This window comes from Fulvivirga sp. (assembly GCF_040220315.1).
Taxonomy (GTDB): Bacteria; Bacteroidota; Bacteroidia; order Cytophagales; family Cyclobacteriaceae; genus Fulvivirga.
Genome location: NZ_JAVJUY010000163.1, coordinates 1 through 22,873, shown reverse-complemented (window position 1 = coordinate 22,873; position 22,873 = coordinate 1). Strand labels below are relative to the sequence as shown.

At 35.5% G+C, this 22,873-nt stretch carries 18 protein-coding genes; 16 read left to right on the top strand and 2 right to left on the bottom strand.

The annotated features are described in order from the left end of the window. Positions 1-142 precede the first annotated feature (142 nt). Together RLO81_RS07975 and RLO81_RS07970 are read right to left on the bottom strand one after the other, a co-directional pair. Positions 143-646 (bottom strand): hypothetical protein, encoded by a 504-nt coding sequence (locus tag RLO81_RS07975; RefSeq protein ID WP_350109761.1) that lies wholly within the window; start codon positions 644-646, stop codon positions 143-145. A gap of 409 nt (positions 647-1,055) precedes the next feature. Then, entirely contained in the window at positions 1,056-1,601 is a 546-nt protein-coding gene (locus RLO81_RS07970; protein WP_350109758.1) for a hypothetical protein, read from the bottom strand. Between the two features lie 255 nt (positions 1,602-1,856). On the opposite strand from RLO81_RS07970, the gene RLO81_RS07965 reads away from it, so the two are divergent. The 16 genes from RLO81_RS07965 to RLO81_RS07890 all read left to right on the top strand — a co-directional run bounded on the left by RLO81_RS07965 (position 1,857) and on the right by RLO81_RS07890 (position 22,827). After that, positions 1,857-2,492 carry a response regulator gene (locus RLO81_RS07965; protein ID WP_350109755.1) on the top strand — a complete coding sequence of 212 codons (636 nt, stop codon included), beginning with the start codon at positions 1,857-1,859 and terminating at the stop codon, positions 2,490-2,492. 118 nt (positions 2,493-2,610) lie between these two features. Next, complete coding sequence (locus tag RLO81_RS07960; protein ID WP_350109752.1) at positions 2,611-2,745, top strand: hypothetical protein; 135 nt, start codon at positions 2,611-2,613, stop codon at positions 2,743-2,745. A 34-nt stretch (positions 2,746-2,779) separates the two neighbouring features. Continuing rightward, positions 2,780-4,501: a tetratricopeptide repeat-containing sensor histidine kinase gene (locus RLO81_RS07955; protein ID WP_350109750.1), complete on the top strand. Its 1,722-nt coding sequence runs from the start codon at positions 2,780-2,782 to the stop codon at positions 4,499-4,501. Positions 4,502-4,789: 288 nt separating this feature from the next. Next, positions 4,790-5,458, top strand: coding sequence for a response regulator (locus RLO81_RS07950; protein WP_350109747.1), 669 nt, complete (start codon positions 4,790-4,792; stop codon positions 5,456-5,458). 260 nt (positions 5,459-5,718) lie between these two features. Beyond that, positions 5,719-7,539, top strand: coding sequence for a sensor histidine kinase (locus tag RLO81_RS07945; protein ID WP_350109744.1), 1,821 nt, complete (start codon positions 5,719-5,721; stop codon positions 7,537-7,539). A 1-nt stretch (position 7,540) separates the two neighbouring features. Next, positions 7,541-7,975 (top strand): response regulator, encoded by a 435-nt coding sequence (locus RLO81_RS07940; protein WP_350109741.1) that lies wholly within the window; start codon positions 7,541-7,543, stop codon positions 7,973-7,975. Between the two features lie 9 nt (positions 7,976-7,984). Next, positions 7,985-9,487, top strand: coding sequence for an ATP-binding protein (locus RLO81_RS07935; protein ID WP_350109738.1), 1,503 nt, complete (start codon positions 7,985-7,987; stop codon positions 9,485-9,487). Next, positions 9,462-11,828 (top strand): hybrid sensor histidine kinase/response regulator, encoded by a 2,367-nt coding sequence (locus RLO81_RS07930; protein ID WP_350109735.1) that lies wholly within the window; start codon positions 9,462-9,464, stop codon positions 11,826-11,828. Before RLO81_RS07935 ends, RLO81_RS07930 begins: the two co-directional genes overlap by 26 nt. Further along, entirely contained in the window at positions 11,806-12,168 is a 363-nt protein-coding gene (locus RLO81_RS07925; protein ID WP_350109732.1) for a response regulator, read from the top strand. Before RLO81_RS07930 ends, RLO81_RS07925 begins: the two co-directional genes overlap by 23 nt. Before the next feature lie 4 nt (positions 12,169-12,172). Next, positions 12,173-12,829, top strand: a complete 657-nt coding sequence (locus RLO81_RS07920; RefSeq protein WP_350109730.1) for a response regulator — start codon at positions 12,173-12,175, stop codon at positions 12,827-12,829. 121 nt (positions 12,830-12,950) lie between these two features. Then, a complete protein-coding gene (locus RLO81_RS07915) occupies positions 12,951-13,538 on the top strand; it encodes a sensor histidine kinase (protein WP_350109727.1) in 588 nt (195 codons plus the stop codon). Positions 13,539-13,841: 303 nt separating this feature from the next. After that, a complete protein-coding gene (locus RLO81_RS07910; protein WP_350109724.1) occupies positions 13,842-14,819 on the top strand; it encodes a PorP/SprF family type IX secretion system membrane protein in 978 nt (325 codons plus the stop codon). Positions 14,820-14,857: 38 nt separating this feature from the next. Then, positions 14,858-15,286, top strand: coding sequence for a T9SS type B sorting domain-containing protein (locus RLO81_RS07905; protein ID WP_350109721.1), 429 nt, complete (start codon positions 14,858-14,860; stop codon positions 15,284-15,286). Positions 15,287-15,298: 12 nt separating this feature from the next. Further along, positions 15,299-20,569, top strand: a complete 5,271-nt coding sequence (locus RLO81_RS07900) for a PKD domain-containing protein (RefSeq protein ID WP_350109718.1) — start codon at positions 15,299-15,301, stop codon at positions 20,567-20,569. 234 nt (positions 20,570-20,803) lie between these two features. After that, a complete protein-coding gene (locus tag RLO81_RS07895) occupies positions 20,804-21,916 on the top strand; it encodes a helix-turn-helix domain-containing protein (protein ID WP_350109715.1) in 1,113 nt (370 codons plus the stop codon). A gap of 101 nt (positions 21,917-22,017) precedes the next feature. Next, positions 22,018-22,827, top strand: a complete 810-nt coding sequence (locus tag RLO81_RS07890; RefSeq protein WP_350109712.1) for a helix-turn-helix domain-containing protein — start codon at positions 22,018-22,020, stop codon at positions 22,825-22,827. Positions 22,828-22,873: the final 46 nt, after the last annotated feature.

Here is a 22,873-nt window from a genome sequence, read left to right as displayed (position 1 = left end):
ATTCATATGGCTGCCACCAGTCTCGGCTATGAGTAGTTGCGTGGTTTGGTACTTAACTGTGCTAGTACACACCAAACTGAAAATCCGCGAGGATTTTCAGAAGTAGGTGAGAACAAGCAATTACTTTTTATCATTATTGTGCTTAGTTTTTGTTATCAAAATCATCACTCTTTTTTAAGCGTATTTTTCTTAGATTTTCTCCATATTTCATAAATGATCCATCAAAAAATCTTTTGTTGGGACTTTTTAACAAAACTCCAAACGCAGGAGATAGTAACATCTCTTCAACTAATGCCCTTCTAGCTTCCCAATCTTTTTTACTTAACATTTTGTTTTCGTTTTGTAACCATAAATTCTCTACATGGCGAATTTCCGCACCAAATAAGTGAAAACCTTGATCCTGTTCTTCTTCTGATAACACATCAGGATTTCCTCGAAACGTTGTTATTATTCTTGCTGTTTCTTTAGTATGGCCTAAACTTAAAAGTATATTAATATCTAAAGCAGCTATCTGATGAAACGTTGATGCTTGTGTCGCTTTTGTATTGCCCCTAACTTGGAATCCTACGAAAATCAATGAAATAATCACACCTAGGGCTGATATGATTTCAGCAATCAAAGCATATTCTTCAAGTATTTCTTTCATATTCATCCTTCTTTAGTTCTATGAATTAAAAATTAAATTAATTTACTTGTGGTGGTTTTTGTATTTCTTCAATTTCTCAAATTAAGCACAGCACCTGCCTATCAATCGTTAAATGGGTGTTATATCTAAATGTAATAATATAACAGGAATATAAGATGTTGCTTTAGTTTTTTAACATCAATAATAAAGCAATAACTCAAAGAAAAAATCACCTGTTCTGAACGATGGTTAAATTAGCAATTGTTCCGCAAGGTGGAATTGCAACTTACGTTTGGGCATAAGAAGTGGCGGGAATTCGTAGCGCATCCCTGTCCCACAATACCAAACGTATTTTGAAAACTAAACTGTAAATTTACACTGAACCAAGCATTAGATTATGCATTTCGTTGGGCGTTCGTGTTTTTATTCTTCAATAAGTCGTCACAAGATTTATTCTCACCTCAAATTTTCCATTGTTTATTATTTTTGACTTTCCTGTCTTTGTCTTGAGCTCACCGTTAAATTTTCCTTTTAATACATTTTTCTCAAAAGAATTTATAGTTAACGCAAAATTATCATAAGAATGATTTGAATAATTGACATCATCTGTCTCATTAAAAATAGTATCACGATGAATAGTTAAATTTAATAAACTCATTTGTGCAAAACCGTCATTAGGGTTTTCTTTACTAATCGTGAGTGGAAATGTTTTGTTTAAAAAATCAGAATTATTCAAATAGATTTCTCCCAATAACTCACCTTTGCCGTCTTGTAATACAAGTCCAAGCTGGTCTTGGTTGTCTCGTATATAATAAGCGTTCCATGCGTCATAACCACCTTCGTCAATAAGTAAATAGGATGTTCCCTCAGTCTCAAACGAAATATAGTCATAAGTAGGATTTATATTTTCGTTTGTATCACAAGCTGAAAGTGTCAAAAAGATAATTCCAATTCCTAAAATATAAATTGTTTTCATAAGTTTTTTATTTACCTAATTCGTTACCAAGAATAATGCCATATCATTTATGGTCGCCCAAGCATGACGCTCAACTCCCGACTATCAGCCAATACATACTTGTTATATCTAAATGACAGTCATAACTAGGTTAGCAATTTCCATTTAATTATCAATAATAAACCATTGTAACAATCAAAAAATCACCTATTCAGGTGAGGGATTGGTTTTCGTAGTCAGGCTCTAGTATATTTAATGGGTCAAAATAGAGTGGCTATGGTAAAGGTCTTAATTGCAGATGATCATCAGATGATGCTGGAAGGTTGGCGTACAGTTCTGGCCAATGAAGCTAATTTCCAGGTAGTGGGTGAAGCACGAAAAGGTGAAGAAGTTATTAACTTCCTTAAAAAAAATAAAGTGGATTTGCTCGTTACCGATATTGACATGGGCAGCCGCAGAGATGATGGGCTGGAAGCTATACGCTCTATAAAAAAAACGCACCCTACATTGCCCATATTGGTAGTAAGCATGCACGATGAAATTGGGTTTATAGATGAAGCCATGGAAGTAGGTGCCGATGGCTACCTGTTTAAGTCTAATTCTACAGAGGAGATGATTACCGCCATGCGAGAGCTGGCCAATGGGAAAACGTATTATTCTCAGGAGGTAATGAGAAAAGTGGCGGGCAAGATGAGGCGCCTGAATGAAAGCGAACAAATCAGGCTTACAAAACAAGAAAAGAGGGTGTTGCCGTTACTCTGCCAGGGTCTAACCTCTAAAGAGATTGGCGAAGAAATTGGTATTTCTTACAATACCGTAAATACCTACCGAAAGCAACTTCACTTAAAATTTGAGGTAAGTAAAATTTCTGAACTCATTAACAAATCTCGTGAGTTAGGTTATATTAAATAAGCACTCACAACATTCATTACCTTAACCTTTTCAGGTGAGGAAGACTACACCAAACAAGTGATTTTTAGGATGGATAGCATTACTAGCTTAGACCCATGTCTAACTAAAAATGTGTATTATGAAATTCGTTAAATCATTATTTATTGTGGGTAGCTTACTTTTATTTACTGGCGTTATGACTTCTTGCGAAGAGGAGGAAATTGTTTTAAAAGGTGATGGAGATGAAATTCCTGAAACACCTGACATTGACTGAAATGATTACTAGCCGTATATTCTTATCTTAGATTATGCGGCTATTAGTTTTACTTTTTGCTTTAACACAAGCAATTGGACTTGATAAGGAAGCAGCTCAAAACAGGCAAAAAGGGATAGAGTTTAAAAACTCGGGTCAACCTGATAGTGCACTTTTTTATCTCGAAGCTGCACAGAATCAGTTTACTTTATTAAAGGATTCAATAGGGCTTGCTAATGTTAAAGTTAACATTGCTTCTGTTGAAAATAGTAAAGGGAATTACGTTCGATCGTACAGACTTTATCAAGAAGCACTCTCAATTTTTAAAGGGCTAAATGATATTCAAGGAGTAATTAAGGTTTACGTTAATTTAGGAAATCAAGAACTTAGGTTAAATAATTTGGAAGAGGCTTTGTCCAATTACTTGGAGGCTGAAAAGTACTCATTGGATTCCGACTCGCACGACTATCTTGCCTATATTTATAATGGTCTGGGTAGTATTCTAATAGAAAAAGACTTCATAGGCAGAAATATTGAAGAAGCTGAAAAATATTTCAATCGTGGTCTTGAACTTTTCAAAGAGTCAAATAATACAGGCCAAGCTTCATTTATTTATAACAATTTAGCCATAATTTATAAGGAGAAGGGTGAGTATAAAAAAGCTATTGAATCTTACGAAAACTTTATCGATAATGCTGTAAAAATAGATAACCAGTCCTATTTACTAAAAGGCTATCATAACCTATCAATACTCTATAAAGCAATTGGTAAGTATAATCTTTCATTAGAAAATTTAAAGAAGGCAGAAGAGATTGCCATTTCCATTTCTGACCCCATCAATTACATTCATATCCTTTCGAACCTGGTGGATGTAAATATGAGTTTGGGTAATTTTCACGAAGCGCAGTTTTACCTTGAAAAATATAAATCGCTTAGGGATTCTATTTATGATGATGATAAAATAGAGTCGCTAACAGAACTTCAGGTTAAATACCAGACCAAAGAAAAAGAAGACCTCTTAGCCAAAGAGATTGAGTTGAGTAACGAACGCAAATGGCGCAATATTTTTCTAACTATCCTGTCATTGGTTCTGATAGCAGGGCTATGTGTGATTATTTGGCTAAATAAAAAGCGAAGAATGGAAGAGCGAAATACATTGGAAAGGCAAAAAGAAATTGAAACCCTAAAAGCCAGTATTGAAGGGGAAAATAAGGAAAGAAAACGCTTGGCTACAGATTTGCACGACAGTGTAGGTGGCATATTAACGGCAGTGAGGATGATACACTCGAGCTATAAAAACCAGGTGGGTGAAAGTGCAGAGAAAGTGGATAGGCTCTTGTCTGAAGCGGCTGAAACGGTGCGAGAAGTTTCGCATAATATATCTCCGGCAACGCTCGATCGTTACGGATTAAAGAAATCCATAGAGCATATGTTTGAGTCGCTACCCGATACTATTGAAGTAAATCATTCTATAAACCTGCCTGAAGGGGGAGTTGATAAAGATGTGGAGCGGGCAATTGATTATATTGTGAAGGAGCTAACGAATAATACCATCAAACATGCACAAGCAGAATCCATCGATTTACAGATCAATGTCCTTGATAATGCCCTGATGTTAACATATGAAGATGATGGCATGGGCGTGGAGCTTAAAATGAATAGCCATGGCCTGGGGCTTCAGAGTATAATTAATAGGGTAGAGTTATTAGGAGGAACAGTGCAGTTAAACTCTTCACTTGGTCATGGCTTTATTTGTAGTATTGAGATTGCGATTTGATACTCTCTTTAGTTGCCAACTACACATATTCTTGTCGCCTTTATAAAGTGAATAGTGATAAATATTAGTACCACATTGAGCATAATGTTTAGAAGACCAAACAAGGCGCAAGCTATTGGCCATCAATGATTTGCCAACAAAAGGTCAGTCATTTATAAAAAGATTACTGTACTCTTTTTAGGGGCCTGTGTTTCTATTGAATAGTATTATTCTTAGGTTTAATCTGAAAAAACCAGAAATTTTAATCAGTTAACAAAATAGTTTTTAACAAAGTATTACCTGTTCAATTTGAAATCAAAAAAATACGATAGCCAAAAAAAATACAGGATTCTCATCGCTGATGATCATCAGATGATGATTGAAGGTTGGATGTCACTACTTGAAAAAGAAGATAAATTTAAAGTAGTCGGTACTGTTACTAGCGGAAAAGAGGTTTTAAGTTATCTAAAAAGCAACCAAGTAGACCTGATTATTTTGGATATTGACATGGGGCATGTTAGTGATGACGGCCTCATCGCATTGGCTGAGATAAGAAAACAATATGGTAATCAGCTCAACGTGCTTATCGTTTCTATGCATGACGAAATTGGTTACATACAAGAGGCAATGGAGCTGGGTACAGACGGGTATATATTTAAGTCGTCTTCTACCGATGAAATGCTTGAGGCAATGCACAAAATTTGTGACGGGCACACATTTTTTTCACAAGATGTGATGGCCAAGGTGGCAAAAAAAATGCGGATAGCAGGCGAGATGCCGGGCATTCAATTAACAAAGCGAGAGAAAAAAGTGCTGCCGCTATTGTGCCAGGGGCTCTCAGCCAAAGAGGTAGGTCAGCAATTGTTTATATCACACAATACGGTTAATACATTTAAAAAACAGCTTTTTATAAAGTTTGAGGTTAATAAAATTCAAGAGCTGATGATTAAAGCCAGGGAGCTAGGCTTTATCAAGTAGTGTTTATTAAGCTTGAGTATATAGGGCTTAATTTTTCATGCTAAGAGCGATTGATAAAATCTTGCTTGAGCTATTATTGGTGTGGAGATTCCCTTCGCCATTGTGCTTGTATCATTGTTAAAATATCACCTATTCTGGTGATAATATATCACATAAATTAAGTGTTGGATTTCACCCATTGATGTCTTTTAATTGATATATAAATATTTCTATTTTTAATAGAATATATAAATGCATGGTGTCAATTATTTACTACGGGTATGAAAGTAAGATGGGTGTTGTTTGTAAGTGCCTTGCTGTTAGCAGGTTGTGAAAAAGAGGGGCAGAATCAGGCTGTGGTATGTTCTTCACAACCGACATCCGCTCAAGCGAATTTGAGCTCTATGAAATCATTTACATATGCGAGTGAACCAGGAGTACAAGGATTGGAAACTTCTAAAACGAGTCTTTTTAATTTATTGGACACCAGCTTATGGCCGGCACGTTGGAATTGTGGCATTTGGACACCCGAGCACGGCTGGTTGTACATTGGCTCGGATGTGGCCATTTGGCTAGCATATTTTGCTATACCATTTATTTTGGGATTTTTCTACTTCCGACAGAAAAATGAAATCCCTTTTAGGGTGGTCTTTTTATTATTTATCGGCTTTATCATCACCTGCGGTCTCACACACTTAATGGATGCCGTTATTTTTTGGTGGCCAGCCTACAAACTTAGTGCTGCGATACGTTTTGGAACCGCACTAGTATCCTGGGCGGCAGTAATCGGGCTTGTAAAGGTAATGCCAGAGGCATTGGAACTTAAAGGGATTGATTATTATCAGGAGAAAATTGATACTAAGACGCTGGAGTTACGCAAGGCAAACGAGGAGCTTGAAGCGCGCATCAATTCAGAAATAAAACTGAAAGACATCAATACCAAACTTCTCAATAAAATCTCTGCACAAAATGAAGAGTTAAAGAAAAAGAATAAAAGTCTGGAGCAACTGCACGAACTCTTTGAATCCGTTCAGAGTGCAGCTGAAATAGGCGTTTGGGAAGTAAACTTAAATAGTAATAGAGTCTACTGGTCAGATGCTGTTTATAAAATCCATGAGGTGGAAAAAGGGACTCCCATAACTGTTGAGCAAGGGATAAACTTCTATCACCCAGATTATCGAGGCAAAATTGAAAAGGCCATAAAAAGTGCGATAAATACGGGGAATGGGTGGGACTTGAATTTACAATTAATCACTGCTACTGGCAGTGTTTTATGGACAAAGGTGATAGGCTTGCCAGTGGTGGAAAATGGTAAGACAGTATCATTAAGAGGTTTATTTCAAGACATCACTGATAAAGTAAACCGTGAAAAAAGGAAAGAATCGATAAAACGATCATTAGAGCAAAAGGTAGTCCAGCGAACTATCGAATTAGAATCTATTAATAAAGAATTAAATGCTTTTGCCTACAGTGTATCTCATGATCTAAGATCACCACTACGCAGTATTAATGGATTCAGTCAAGCCCTCAAAGAAGACTACTTTGAAGTGCTTGATGAAACGGGTAAAAATTATTTACAACGAATCTCGAATGCCGCCATTCGCATGGGTAAACTCATCGATGAACTTCTGGACCTCTCCAGATTATCCAGAAAAGACATTCAGATAGAGAAGGTTGATCTGACTGCTTTATGTCAGCAAATTATTAATGAAACAAGTCCCGATCCGAAATACGAGTTTAACATCAAAAAAAACCTTTACCTAACTGGCGATCTTAAATTGGTGAAAATTATGATGGAGAACCTTATTGGAAACGCAATTAAATATTCTTCCAAAATTGCCAATCCTAGAATAGAGATAGGAAAACAAAAAAAGAATAATAAACAGTTATTTTTTATAAGAGACAATGGGGCAGGCTTTGATCAAGATTATGCTGGTAAATTATTTGGGGCATTTCAACGATTACATTCGGCAGAAGAGTTTGAGGGTACTGGTATTGGTTTGGCCACCGTAAAAAGAATTATTAACAAGCATGGTGGGGTCATCTTTTCTGATAGTAAAGTAAACGAAGGGGCAACATTTTATTTTAACCTAATAAATTAAGATGAGAACAGGGAAAATATTACTGGTTGAAGACAATGAAGATGATGTGCTATTAACACTACGAGCTTTTAAACAGAACAAAATTGCCAATGAGGTAATAGTTGCCAACGATGGGGTTGAGGCTTTGGATTTGCTCTTTGGCAATAATAGCACTAAACCACTTAAACCTTCAGTAATCTTATTGGATCTGAAACTCCCAAAGCTTAGTGGTATGGAAGTACTTAAAAGAATACAAAAAAATAAAATTACCCGGGGCATTCCTGTTGTAATTCTCACTACATCCAATGAAGAAGATGACGTGGTAAAAAGCTATGACTTTGGCGCCAATAGTTATATCAGAAAACCTGTCGATTTTGAAAGCTTTTTAGAAGTTGTGGGCCAGCTTGGCCTTTATTGGCTCGTTTTAAACCAACCACCACATTCTACTAATGAATGATTTTATTAAATGAAAAAACCAATAAAAATATTGTTTATCGAAGATGTGGTAGATGACTTTGAGCTTACGCTTTTACTGTTGAAGCGAGCCGGGCTTCACTTTGAAGCAACGCGTGCGGAAACCGAGAATGAAATAATGGAAGCTTTCAGCACTCAGGATTTTGACCTCATATTAAGTGATAACGAGCTGCCGAAAATTAATGCACTAAATGCACTCAAATTAATTCGTGAGATTGATGAAGAGGTACCTTTTATTATTTTATCCGGATCCATAGGTGAAGAATATGCTGCTAGTCTGATGAGATTGGGTGCAAATGATTATATTCTCAAAACCAATTTAAGCCGCCTGGTTCCTGCCATTAATCGAGAAATCAAGGAATATACCTTAAAGAAGAAGCAAAAAAGTTTTGGTAAAGAATTGGTGTTAAGCGAATTAAGATTCCAAAATCTAACCAAAAGTATTTCTGATATATTTTTTGCTGTTGACTATGATCTAAGAATTACGTTTTGGAATAAAATAGCTGAAAAAGAGTTTAATAAAAATGTAAGCCTTGGTACCCACATATATTCATTATTTCCTGAATGGGTAGATGAAGATATTTCAAAGGCAATTAAAAAAGCTATAAAAAGTACTGAAGCACATCCATTCAAGCTTAAATGTGTTATCGAAGGTAAAGTGGAATTCTTTGAGGGCACTGTTTCATCATCAAGCGATGGGGCATCGGTATTATTACGTAAGGTTACTGAGACATACCTCAACAGAAAGAAACTTGAAAAACTTAATAACGAACTGGAAGTATTACTCTACCGAATCAGTCATGATTTGAAAGGCCCGGTGTCATCCGTTATTGGGTTGCTTAACATAATGAAGATGGCTCCAGATTTTGATAAGATTCATTTTATTGAAATGATGACACAACGTATGAATCATCTTGAGAAAACGTTAAGGGTGCTAAGGAACGTGGCAAACATTAAATATGGCAAGTTTGAAAAAGATGAGATAAATATTAGAGAGGCAATACTTAATTTGATTGAAATCATATCCATCAACGATATGAAGGATATTGTTCATGTAGACTTCAAATCTGATGAAAATGCTTCGTATAAAGGCGATCTAATGCTCTTTAACTGCATATTTCAGAACCTACTGGAAAATGCGATAAAGTATGGCGCAGATGAAGAGGGCATAGTCCATATTCAAATTAAATCATCTTGTACTGATAGTGATATTGAAATTACTATTAGTGATAGAGGAAGAGGAATTCCTGAGCAAATTCGCGATGATATTTTTCAGATGTTTTTTAGGGGTGATGAAAAATCAGACGGCTCAGGAATGGGTCTATATATTGTAAAACATGCGCTCGAAAAAATTGGTGGTAAAATAGAATTAGATACTGAATATAAATTAGGAACAAAGTTCAAGGTAACTATACCTAGCAATCATAAGGTGTTAGTAGGATTAGAAATACTAAAAGAGGAGGGAGCAAATGCAAGTAGGGCAAAAAATCGTTAATACTCTTAATTCAGATCAAATTCGAGTGCTATATGCCGAAGACTCGCTCGATGATTATGAATTGGTTATTAGTTTAATTAAACGTTCTGGTTTGAATGTATTGAGTAGGAGAGTAGAAAATCCACTAGACTTTAAAGAGGCTATAAAGAATGAAGATTGGCATTTGGTGATAAGTGATAATAACCTGCCTCAATTTAATGCTGAGGAGGCCTTGAAAATTACCAAAGAATATCAACCTTATTTACCCTTTATAATTGTATCAGGCACAATGGGTGAAGAAAAAGCGGTCGAAGCAATGAGAATGGGTGCAGATGATTACATTTTAAAGGATAATTTATCCAGACTAATACCAGCTATCAATAGGGAACTCCAGGATTATAAGAACCAAATTAGAATGGAACGTACCCAAATGCTGCTTGCTATGAGCAGGGAGAATTACCAATTGTTGGCTCAAAATGTACAAGATTTAGTTTGTGTGCATGACCATGAAGGTATGTATTCCTGGGTTAGCCCATCATCTGAAAGAATGCTGGGTTATACACCTAAGGAGTTAAGTTCAATATCACCATTCTCGATAATTCATCAGGAAGATGTTGAAGAAGCAAAACAGCTCTTATTAAAAATGCAGGCAGGTAATGTTAAAACTCTTCAACGCTTTAAATACAGGATGTTGCGTAAGGATGGTATTTATATATACTTAGAAACCCTGGCGGAACCCATCTTTAAAGATGGAAAACTATTTAAAATAGTTAGCACTTCCAGGGATATTACCGAGCAGGAATTAAGTTATAAGCTTTTAGAAGAAAATGAGGCCAAATATGAGAGCGTATTGGAAAGCCTCTCAGAAGGAATTGTATTGGTTGATTTAGAGGAAAGAGTACTAACTTATAATCAAAGTGCAAAAGAGTATTTAATGTTAGACGTGCAGGATGGGCGTAAATTTTCGGACATAGTATTAGAAAATTTCATATTATTTGATTCTAACAAAAAAAGAATTGACAACCATAATTTCCTCACTGTTGAAACCCTAAAAAATCAGGGAGACCCTGTTTACAATAAAGTTTATCGGTTTAGAAACCAAGAAGATGAATGTTGGTTTTCGTTTAATTGTGTGCCATACAAGTTAGATCAAAAACAACTGGGGGCGGTAATTTCATTTAAAAATGTAACAGATTCTTTTGAAACCAAGAAGAAACTCAATCGTTTGGCTCAGGAGCTTGTAAAGTTAATAGAAACAGCCAATGCACCCATATTTGGAATAAGTAAGAATGGCGCCATTACAGAATGGAATAATTTCTCAAGTGATATAACAGGATATTCAAAATCAGAAGTTATAGGTAAGAATATTTATTCCGATTTAATAGTACCTGAAGATCATGAAAAGGTTAGGGAATTTATTTCAAAAATATTTAAAGATAATATTTCCACTAATTGTGAATTGTCTTTGGTCACCAAATCAGGAAAGGTAATTACTATACTTTTAAGCGGTAATATCCAAAGAGATTTTAATGGTAATATTAGTGGAATAGTATGCGTTTGTCAGGATATTACTGAATTAATTGAGTACAGGGAACAGCTTGAATTCAAGGTTGAACAGCGCACGAAAAAGTTAAAAACGGCACTCGCCAAAGAGAAAGAGCTCGTAAAACTAAAATCTAAGTTTGTCTCAATGGCCTCTCATGAATTCAGAACTCCATTGTCTTCCATAAAATTTGCTTCTGATTTCATTAAAAACTATCATGATAAAGTCTCGTGGGAAAAAATAAATGAAAAACTGAAGAAAATCGATGATCAGGTAAATAATATGACCTATTTATTAGACGATGTATTAATAATGGGTAAGAGCGAGTCAGGAAATATAAATGTCGAGTATCGCAAATTGGATGTTAAATCATTTTGTGAAAACTTGATTGAGGAAGTACAAAACACCTTTAATAACTCACACGAAATAGTTTTTGATTTTTGTGCAGTCAGTAATTATATTGAATCAGATGTTAAGCTTTTAAGAAATATTCTTACGAATGTACTTAGCAATGCCATAAAGTTTAGTCCGGATAGAGATAGGGTTAAATTTAGTGTATTGGTTAAAAATGATTTACTAATCTTAACCATTGAAGATAAGGGTATTGGTATTCCTAAAAGGGATCATACTAAAATCTTTGATGCATTCCATAGAAGTGCAGAAGTGACAGCCATACACGGCACTGGCCTGGGGCTTTCCATCATGAAAAAAGCTGTAGAGCTATTAAATGGAACAATAGATTTTGAAAGTGAAATAGATAAGGGAACAAAATTTATCATCAAAATACCTCTTGTAAATGAAGAAGATTCTAATAGTTGATGATACAAGGCATATTTTGGAAGAGCTAAAGGATATCTTAGAGATGGAAAATTTTGAAGTTATTACGGCTATTAATGGAAAGACAGGGTTAGACTCTATTGAGTCAGGTAATCCTGACCTGATAATAACAGACATCCATATGCCTGGAATTTCCGGCTTGGAATTACTAAAAAAAGTTAAATCAACTGATGCAACTAAGCATATTCCTGTAATAGTACTTACGGCAAATGCAGATTCTGAGAATATGAAGAAAGCCATACAATCGAATGCTGATAAATATCTTAAGAAGCCATGCGCATCTGGTGTTTTAATAGAGGCTATAAACAGATTACTACCTTAAACGCATGAATAAGATTAAGATTATACTGGTTGATGATCACCAACTTTTGCTGGAAGGTATTGCTGCAATGCTCAGTAATATTGAATATATCAATATCGTGGGCAAGGCTTCAAGTGGAGAAGAAGCCATTAATGAAGTAGAAGCTTCAAAACCTGATGTAGTACTTATGGATATTATGATGCAGGGCATGACAGGCATTGAAGCATCTAGATGGATAAAAGAACAAAATACAGGCGTAAAAATTATTCTCATTTCCAGTGATGTTAATGAGAAGCTTGTGCAACTGGCTGTACAGGCCGGAGTTGATGGTTATTTGCCAAAAAATGTTCATAAAGAGACACTAATCGAGGCTATTAAAAGTGTGAATGAAGGCCAACGTTATTTCTCAAAGGATGTTACCAACCTTGTAATGGATGCGATGTACAATGCCCAGGATAAAACTAAATCCAAATCCAACAATGATGGCGAACTAACCAGTAGAGAGTTTGAAGTGCTACAACAATTGGCCATGGGAAAGAATAATCATGAAATAGCCGATGAGTTGTTTATTAGCGTTAGAACAGTTGAAACTCATAAAGCCAACTTAATGTCAAAACTTGATTTAAAGAATGCTGTTGATTTAGTAAAGTATGCTATCAAAAACAAAATCATTGAAATTTAGCATTTTAAAGACAATTTGATGCCTTTCTAAGTGATTCCCCCATTTTTAAATTCAGAAAATCACTCATAGTTCTTGTCTAAATAGCTCCCATCTTTACACCATAATGAATAAGCTAAATAACATGGGAGCACTTAAATTAAAAAAGGATGTTTCTCTGGAAGATGAAATAAATTCAGAGATTTACTATGAGCAAAAATACATTTCCTATTTAAAGGACTACCTCAATGGAGTAAAGCCGGATCTTTCTATTGAGTTAATCGATTTAAACAAATACATTCAACAGTCAATAAAAAAATCAAAACGCTTTATTGGAGATTCAGAAATTAAAGTTTCCTTTTCGATTAAGGGGTCTAGTAAATTTTATTCCAATCCCTACTACATTGAATTCATCTTTGATCAGATTATAGAAAACGGAGTACTATTTCATGACGATTTGAAAAAAGAGCCTTTTTTGGACATCGAACTTGTTGTTGATAAGGATAAGCTGATGGTGGAATATGTAGATAATGGAATCGGGATTCCGGATGATCAGATCAACTATATATTTAATATGTATTGCTGGTTGTCGGAAAAGTCAAAAGGGTACGGTATAGGCTTAACACTTGTCAAGCAATTTGTAGAGAACATGGCGGGTAAAATATTTTTCAATTCGTCTGCTGGTGTTGGAAGTCATATACAAATCCAAATCCCAAATGCTTTCGCTTTTTAACACTTTGTTTTGAAACGTTCCATGAATATGGGACTCCCAAAATCTACCCTTCTTCGGTCGGGTAGATTTTTTTATGTAAAACACCTATAGTTATCTAAGGGATTTCCTTACCTCTTATGTGAGTATACTTAGAATAATTAATCAGCACCTACTTTCCGGCTCCATTTTAATTAATAAAAACATCAATAAAGGATGTTTAAAGGCTATTTTACTACGCAATTTCCTGATTTTTTCAATTGAGTAATACCCTGATTGATTGGGCTTAGCATTCTATGATATTTGGCTTATTATAAAAACAAAATCATGAAAAAACTAAGTCAACTAGCATTTGCAATTTCCTTATTGTTAAACGTCAATATCGCTAATGCCCAAGATGCACACTTTTCTCAATTTTATGCTAATCCGGTTTATCTCAATCCATCCTTGGTTGGTATGTCTGGCCAATACAGGGCAGCCGTTGCGCATAGGCAACAGGGGTCTGAGGCTTATGGTTTTACTACCTCGCTAGTATCATTTGATGGATCAATGGGTACTAATTCTGGATGGGGTGTTCACATGATTAATGATAATCAAATGAATGGCGTGTTAAAATCCAAAACTTTGGCCATCACTCTGGGCCATAGAATTGAGATAACTAAAGTTTCAAGAATCGGTTTTGGTGTTCAGGTTGGGGGGTATCAGAAAAGCCTAGATTGGAGTTCACTAACCTTTGAGGATCAGCTCGACCAGCGCAACGGAATTGTCACTAATACCAATGAAAGATTTGGTAACGATAATGTTACCCAGGCTGATGTTAACCTTGGCTTATCATACTCTTCCGACATTATTTTTGGAGGGGTGAAGTTTAGCCATATAAACAAGCCTAAAGAAAACTTCTCACTGGATTCTGAGACGATTATCCCAATGAAAACCACCATTCACGCTGGTGCTATGTTGCCTATTGTAAATTTCAGAAAGTCGGAGCAGTACATATCTCCAAACATTATATACGAACGACAGGCGTCATTTGAATACCTGCATTTAGGGTTTTATTACGGTAATGGTTTATGGACTGCCGGCATGTGGTACAGGGTGAATGATGCAATTGTAACATCTGTTGGAATGAACGTCTCAAAATTCAGAGTTGGATATAGTTATGATTATGCTATCAGCAGCTATAAAAATACCTCTGATAATGCTCACGAGATATCCATTGCGTACCAATTTGAGATCCCAAATAAGTTTAAAGTAAAGAATAAATACAAGGGTCAATGCCCTAAGTTTCAAAAGAATTTATTCTAAATATTAATATAAATAAGTCAACCAATAATAAAATAAATATGAAAAATCTTGTTATATTAATGTATATATTATTGTCAATAACAGCCAACGCACAACGGCATGAAAATCAGTCAATTAACTATCGAGTTGTTGCTGTCAGTAGTGAAAATTCAAGGGTAGAAAGCGTTTCTAATGAAGTTAAATTGTACCTCCCAATGAAAATTTATCTGCCCACTGCATTTACACCAAATGGGGATGGCCTCAATGATACATTTGGTGCAATTGGTGAAGGGATTGAAAACTTTCGATTAGAAATCTTCAACCGATGGGGTGAGTCTGTATATTCTTCTGACAATGCTGCAGCTAAGTGGGACGGAAGGTATAATGGAAAGCCCGTGCCGGTAGGTAGTTATAATTACAAACTCACTGCCTATGGTAAGGAGTTTGGCGAAGTGAATAAAACAGGAAGAGTAACAGTATTAAACTAACTCATTTGAACTATGAAATATTTTTTCATTTCAATCGTCATTTATTTACTTTCTTTCAATGCAGCTGAATCGGCCGAAATTTCTGCTACAAAACCTGTTGGGTGTGTTCCGTTCAGCTCTTCATTTTCCTACAATGAAGAGGGAATAACGTCCTATCAGTGGGAGTTTGGTGATGGCCAGGTATCTGCCGTGGCATCTCCAACCATTCTGTTTGAAACACCCGGGGTACATACTGTAAGGCTTACAGTTATTAAATCAAACGGGCAAACAAAAACTATCGAATATCAACCTAAAATAAAGGCAATAGCCAAACCTGTTGCTGCATTTTCTTCTAATCACCAACAAATGTGTTTAGGTGCAACTGTACAATTCCAAAATTTAAGTTCAGGAGCCAATGATTATGTGTGGGATTTTGGAGATGGTAATACTTCATCAGTTAAATCGCCTGAACATGCTTACACGAACCCAGGTCTTTACACCATTAGCCTTCTGGCCTATTCAGAATCAAACTGTTCAAATTATATAGTAAAAACAAATTACATTGAGGTGTTAGGAGTTGGAGATATTCAAATCAATGTAGCAGGTGAACAGGCGAGATGTATTGACAATGCCATTTTCTTATTTAGTTCACAACAAGTCTATGAGACTTATAATTGGGATTTTGGTGATGGTTACACGTCTACTTTACCTAATCCTGAACATAAGTATACACAGCCTGGCAGCTATGATGTTATCCTTAATGTTAGTAATGAATATGGTTGCCACGCCACAAAAACATTTGCAAAGTATATCACCGTAAACGCTCTTCCTTCCCCCACAGTAAACATATCAGATACAACAGTTTGTAGAAACGATGAAATATCCTTTAATGTAAATGTTAATTCTGGAGATGTAGTTGAATGGCGATTTGATGATGGGTTTACTTCATCCGAACCAAGTTTTGCAAGAGCATTTTCTAAGGTTGATAACTACGAATTAACACTTCAAATTCGAAACGAAAAAGGGTGCATCAAAACAATTAATGACATACCAGTCATCGAGGTAAAAGCTATGTCAGCAACAGATATTGCATTGGGAAGCACCGCAGGCTGCATTCCATTTGAGGTTAATGTAGTGAATAATACTCCAAACGTAGAACAGTACAAATGGTTGATCGATGGCAAGTTGGTTACAGGTAGCACGTTAAATTACACATTTGAAAAAGAAGGCGAATATAGTCTCAAAGCCATTATGCATCACCAATCAGGGTGCATAAGTGAGGTAGATTATCAAAACGTTTTTAAGGCACAGGCTGCAATAAATGAGATAATTCCTTCTAGTCGAACAGGCTGCTCACTCACTGAAATTTCATTTGCATTGGCCGATGAAAGTGTTTCCAATCCAGTTTGGACGATAGGTACTTCAACGATTGAAGAAGATTTAACTCCAACAGTATTGTTTGATAATCCAGGAGAATTTCAAGTGAGTGTCAGGTTCATTAATGAATATGGCTGTAGCCAGGAGTTATCTCTAAACTATCCAATAATCATATTTCCTAACACATTAGACTATATCGTACCAGAGCCTATAATAACTTGTCAATCTACCGAAGTGTACTTCAATGGAGGTATAGGTTCTGATTTTTGGGAATGGGATTTCGGTGATGGAGAGTTCTCCAGCGAAAAAAACCCCACTCATATCTACGAAAGGGCTGGTACATATTCTATTTCACTTAGAACTAATAACAAATTTGGATGTAAAACTACTATAGAGAATTATAATAATATAACTGTCACGCACATTCAGCCTTCATTCAATACCTATTTAGTAGATACTACCAAAGGTTGTCCTGATTTTACCATGAGGTTTGAGAGTAATGTAGCAGATGCGGAAACATACTTTTGGGATTTTGGACAAGGAAGGTTTTCTACGCAACAAAATCCTGTCATGGATTTTTCAACCAATGGAAATTTTACAGTTAATCTTTCAGTACAGGATAAAAATGGCTGTTCTAATGCTACGGCAGTGGTCTTATCTTCGCCATGGTTATTTTGTAAGGGGGATGATTTTGAAGATGATGGTCTTGGTAATATACCAGATTCTGTTTTTAATATTAAACATGTTGTGAGGTTATGTTATAGTCCGGCAGAAGTTAATTTTACCACCCCGCCATTTAGTGTAAAATCATGGCATTGGGATTTTGGTGATGGCACAAGTTCATCAAAAGCCAATCCTACCCATGTGTATGAAAAAAATGGAATTTATAATGTAGACCTTATCGCCTTCTACGAAAATGGCCAGGTCGACACTTTAAAAAACTTTACCGAAGTAATAATTAAAAAACCAACCGTAAGCTTTGACTATACACAACAGAGCAACTGCTCAGAATTTCAGGTAGATTTCATTTTAGATCAAGAAGATTCGGCAACATCCTATTTGTGGAGTTTTGGTGATGGTAAATCTTCCGCTGAACTTCAGCCCTCACATATGTATGAGTCTAGCGGTGTTTATCAGGTAGTATTAATTGCTCAGGATTCAGCAGGCTGCAACGCTAAAATCATTAAAAACATTATTGTAGGCAATGATTATTTAGACTTTGAGTATCAAACGAACCTTTGTGAAAATCAAACCCTGGAAATAAATCACAACATTTTGGGCTATGAAAATTTGACATGGGCGTTTGGTGATGGTAATATTAGTACAGAAAGTAATCCTACTCATACCTACACCGAGGATGGCATCTATCAGATTGAGGTACTAGCTTCAAATGCCTCCGGTTGTATAGATACACTGCAGCTACCTTATCCTGTTGTTTATAATCAACCAACCGCCAATTTTGAAATTCTCAATAATAAAGTGGGTTGTAATCAATTGGATATCAAATTCAATAATTTATCTACTCACAGCGAAGCCTTTCGATGGGATTTTGGGAATGGCAGGGTATCCAGTTCGGAAGAAACCACCATGCAATACTTGCCAGGTAACTATGATGTTTCATTGGTTGCAATTAAAAATGGTTGTAAGGACACCCTCATTGTACAAAACATCATACAAGTAGATTCTATTTCAGTTGATTTTGATGTTAATCTTGAAAAAGCATGTTTGCCTACGAATGTATTATTAACAGATAAGAGTTATAACGTAGATAAATGGTTTTGGGAATTTAGTGATGGAACAACTTCTGAATCCAAAAATCCGCAATTTAATTTGAGTACGTACCTTACGGCCCCGATAAGATTAAAAGTATCAAACGTAAACGGTTGTGAGTTAACAAAGTCAAAGCCTATACCGCCAGTACTAAAGGTCGATTTTAATACCGATGTTCAGAATGTATGCTTAAATCAGTCGGTAAAATTTGAGAATTTGACGCAGCGTGGTGTGAGTTGGCAGTGGGATTTTGGCGATGGGTCTAGTTCTAATGAAAGGTCACCTTCTCATGCCTATTCACAGGCAGGAACTTACCATGTGCAATTAACCGCAACTTCAGCAGATGGCTGCCAAATGAGTATCATTAAAAATGAGCTCATCACTGTACATGATGTAAAGGCAGATTTTACTATGGAAATAGGTGAGTCTAGTTGTGCGCCATTACTGGTTAAATTCGAAAACGAATCTCTGAATTCAACCAGTTATCAATGGAATTTCGGTGATGGGTCAACCTCCACAAGTAGCAACCCATTTCATATTTATCAGGAAGCGGCAGGTTATGATGTTACACTTGTTTCCATGAACAAATATGGCTGTTCCGATACTTTATTTACACCCGGAATTGTAAAAGCTACAGGGCCAGGTTCATTCATTGAATTATCGGAAAATAGGGTTTGCAACCCTTCAGTTATTCAATTTAATGATACATCAATGAAGGCAGTAAGTTGGCAGTGGCTTTTTGGCGATGGGGGCACTTCTTCTGAGAAGAGTCCATCATATACCTATACTATACCGGGTAAATACAGCATTTCACTATTTTCATCAGACCAGGACGGTTGTGAGCAACTTGTAAAGTATGATTCTGTGGAAGTGGTACCAACTCCAAGAGCCATTTTTAATGTAGCCGATTATAACTATTGCCTGCCTGTAAGCATTGATTTGAACAATGAAAGTGAAAACCTTAAAAACCCAACATACAATTGGGATTTTGGTGATGGAAAAGAAAGTTCCCTCAACAATCCAACACATTTATATACAGAGCCGGGGGACTACAGAATTCAATTAAAAGTTACCAATGAAGGGCTATGTGAAGATAATTATGAGATGGATCAATACATTACAGTTTACGATACGACATACATTAATGAGCCAGATGTTTTAAGGCTTTCAGTAGTGAATGATGATATTGAATTGACCTGCTCACCGTACTATGCGAATAATTTCAAATACAATTTGATTTACAGATCGAAGGAAATAGGAGAGGGCTATGAACTTTATGATACACTTTGGTCACCTGAAACAACACTTTATGAAGATAGGGAAGTGAATACGGATAGAGATTCATACCTATATAAATTGCAAACATTTGTTTATTGTCATTCAACAGCAGAATTACAAGATTTAACGCAATACAAATCCATAAAAGTAGAAAGTCAAATAACAACGGATTCGATTAATATTAAATGGAATCATTATGAAGGTCATGCATTTGATGGTTATCAGATTTTGAGAAAGAATGGCTCTAATGAGTGGCAGGAAATAGCTAACCTGAACAACGATAAGATTAACTATTATGATAATGAAGATCTCTGCCCGGGTGACTATTCATACAAAGTAAGAGCAATGAACCTTAACGGTAGAGAATATTATTCTGAAAGCAATGCTTCTACAGTGAAGCTTGAAAGGAACGTGTTTTTAGAACAGGATGTAGAAGTAGTGCGCACAACAGTTGAAGATGACAAATACACCTACACCGAATGGAAGGAGCCGGAAATTGGCCCCGATAAGGTAGTATATTATGAAGTATGGCGAAACGAAAATGACCTATATTCTATGATTGACAAAGTGCCGGCAGGCGTCACTTCCTATTATGATGAAAATGTGGATGTTAATGAGAAAAGCTACGCATACAGAATCAAAGTAGTTAATACCTGTGATGTAGATACGAAGTTGAGTAATCTTGGTAATTCCATACTACTTCAAAAAGAAACGGATAACTATAGAAGCAGGATATTCTGGACACCCTATGAAGGTTGGGACAGTGGTGTTGGCAAATATAAGCTTCAAAAGAAGAATGAATATGGAGGCTGGGATACTGTCGAAGAATTGGACAGTTTGAAGTTTGAAACGGTGATAGATTTGTCTAAAGAGAATTAAGGAAGATACATTATAGAGCCAAACATCTAATTTTGAGCCTAGCTACCAATAAAGCCAGCCAATTAAAAGTTGCTGGCTTATTTTTGTAAAGATGATTTAGCCTTAAATAATATTTAATTGTAAGATTTATTTAAATCTTCTCTCTCAAGTAAAATCAAAACCTATTAATAATTAAATAGATACATTAGAGTGTTTCGGTTTACTTTATATTAAGAATTAACTTAATAAGAGGATATGCAAGTAAATTTAACGGGTATACTATTGATTTTAACAGCTCTCAATAGCTTCATATTTGCCATCATTTCTTGTTTTCAGATTCGATTAGGTAAGGGAAACTGTTGCATTCCTATTCTGCTGGTCTTGATTTCTTTTATGTTTTTCGATGAATTCTCGAGATGGACGGAGGATTTCTTTACAACATACCCTGAAATTACATTTGTATTTACTTTTTCCTGGTTCCTGTTTCTTCCTGTTTTCTATTTATTTGTACGTAGTCTTTTCTCCAAAAAATTGCATTGGTACGATCTATTTCATTTAATTCCTCTGCTACTGGCAAATACCCTTCAAACCAATATGTTTAGTATGCCAACTGAAAAAAAGGTTTCAACACTAGCCCTCTATTTAAATCAACCTGAACCTCACCTAAGTAAGATCATATTTGCCATTCAAATCATTACTTATATGGTCTTGATCATTATGATTTTAAAATCAAGATACAGTTTGTCTATCAAAGAATTAGCCAGTAGTCTTTCTCTTTGGCTTAAAAGTTTTTATTTAATATTAGTCATTTATCTCATAGCTACAATTTGTGTAATTGCAGCCGAAGAATTATATGATACTTATTTGCTTTGGCTAGATATTGGTAAAAGTTACTTATTTATCATTCCTGTATACGGATGGATTCTTTATATCATATTTAAGCCCCAGTCATTAAATTTTCCAGTAAAAAATATTCGTATATGGACAGAAAGGTGGCCACTTGATCAGCTTACCTCAGAGTTAAAAGGTGTAATTGATACTATTAAGGAACGTAAGCTCCATACAAAAAATGGACTGCAAGTTCCGGAACTGGCAATAGAGTTAAAAATGAATGCCCGTGAACTAGCCCAACAAGTAAAGAGTGAGATGGGGCTGACCATATTGCAGTTAATTACACTGTTGAGAATCCAGGAAATGGAGTCACTCTATTTTGAAATGAAGCACAAAAATTATACGCTCTTGGGCCTGGCTAAAGAAGTGGGTTTCTATAGTAAAGCAACTTTGTATCGAAGTTTCAAAGAATTTACCGGTTATGCGCCTTCAGAGTATTTTGAAAATTTGAAAAGCCCACGTAATAAGGGGGATTAGTAGGAAAAAGTAGGGTTCAATTTCTGGTTTTTGGGTTTCATGACCCCATTAGATAATTATCAGTTGTGCACATTAGAGATTAATCTCTAAGAGAATGTGCCATGAAATTTATTAATGATAATAGTCCGATACCAGCATTAGGCGGAGTTGAAAACGATATAGTTTGTTTTAATCATAAAAAGGCTATCAGATTTAGTTATGATACCCAACCTACACTCAAGTTTCTTTTTAAAGGTCAGATTCAATATTTGGTTAGAGATAAAAGAATCACACTTAACCCAGGCCAAATAATTCTTTTCGAGGAAGGGGATAATCTTGAGGTTATAATAGATGAAAAAGCAGAAGGGATTTCTATTTTTTTTGATCGAGGTACTAGTGATTATGCGAGCTCTGCTTTCTTGCAATCCCCAATGCCACTGATTGAATGTACATTGAAATATAGATTGAATTCTTTCAACTCTCATATCAGTACTGGCCACCTTTCTGTAAAAATTTTGAAACGGGAATTGATGCTATTTACAGAGCAGTTAAATGAACTTCTAAATACTTTAGAATATAAAAAAGACAACACAAAAATTGATGTTTTGTATAGAACAATGCGTGCTAAGAGTATTATTGAAGACTCCTTCACCAACAAAATAAGCACAGACAGTCTAGCGGATGAGGTTGCTATGTCAAAGTATCATCTGATAAGGAAATTCAAACAACTCTTCAAAACGAGCCCTCAGCAATATCAAATTTTGAAAAGAATTGAATTAGCAAAAGAGTTAATGAGAAACCCTTCTTTATCTCTAACAGAAATATCTTCCTTGTGCGGATTTGGAAATTTATTTCATTTCAGCAAGATGTTTAAAATATACACTTCATTCTCGCCCTTAAAATTCAGACAGTTAAATTATTCGGTGCCTTAAAATTCAAATATTGAAAAGAAGCAAATTCTGATAAATATAGATCAAT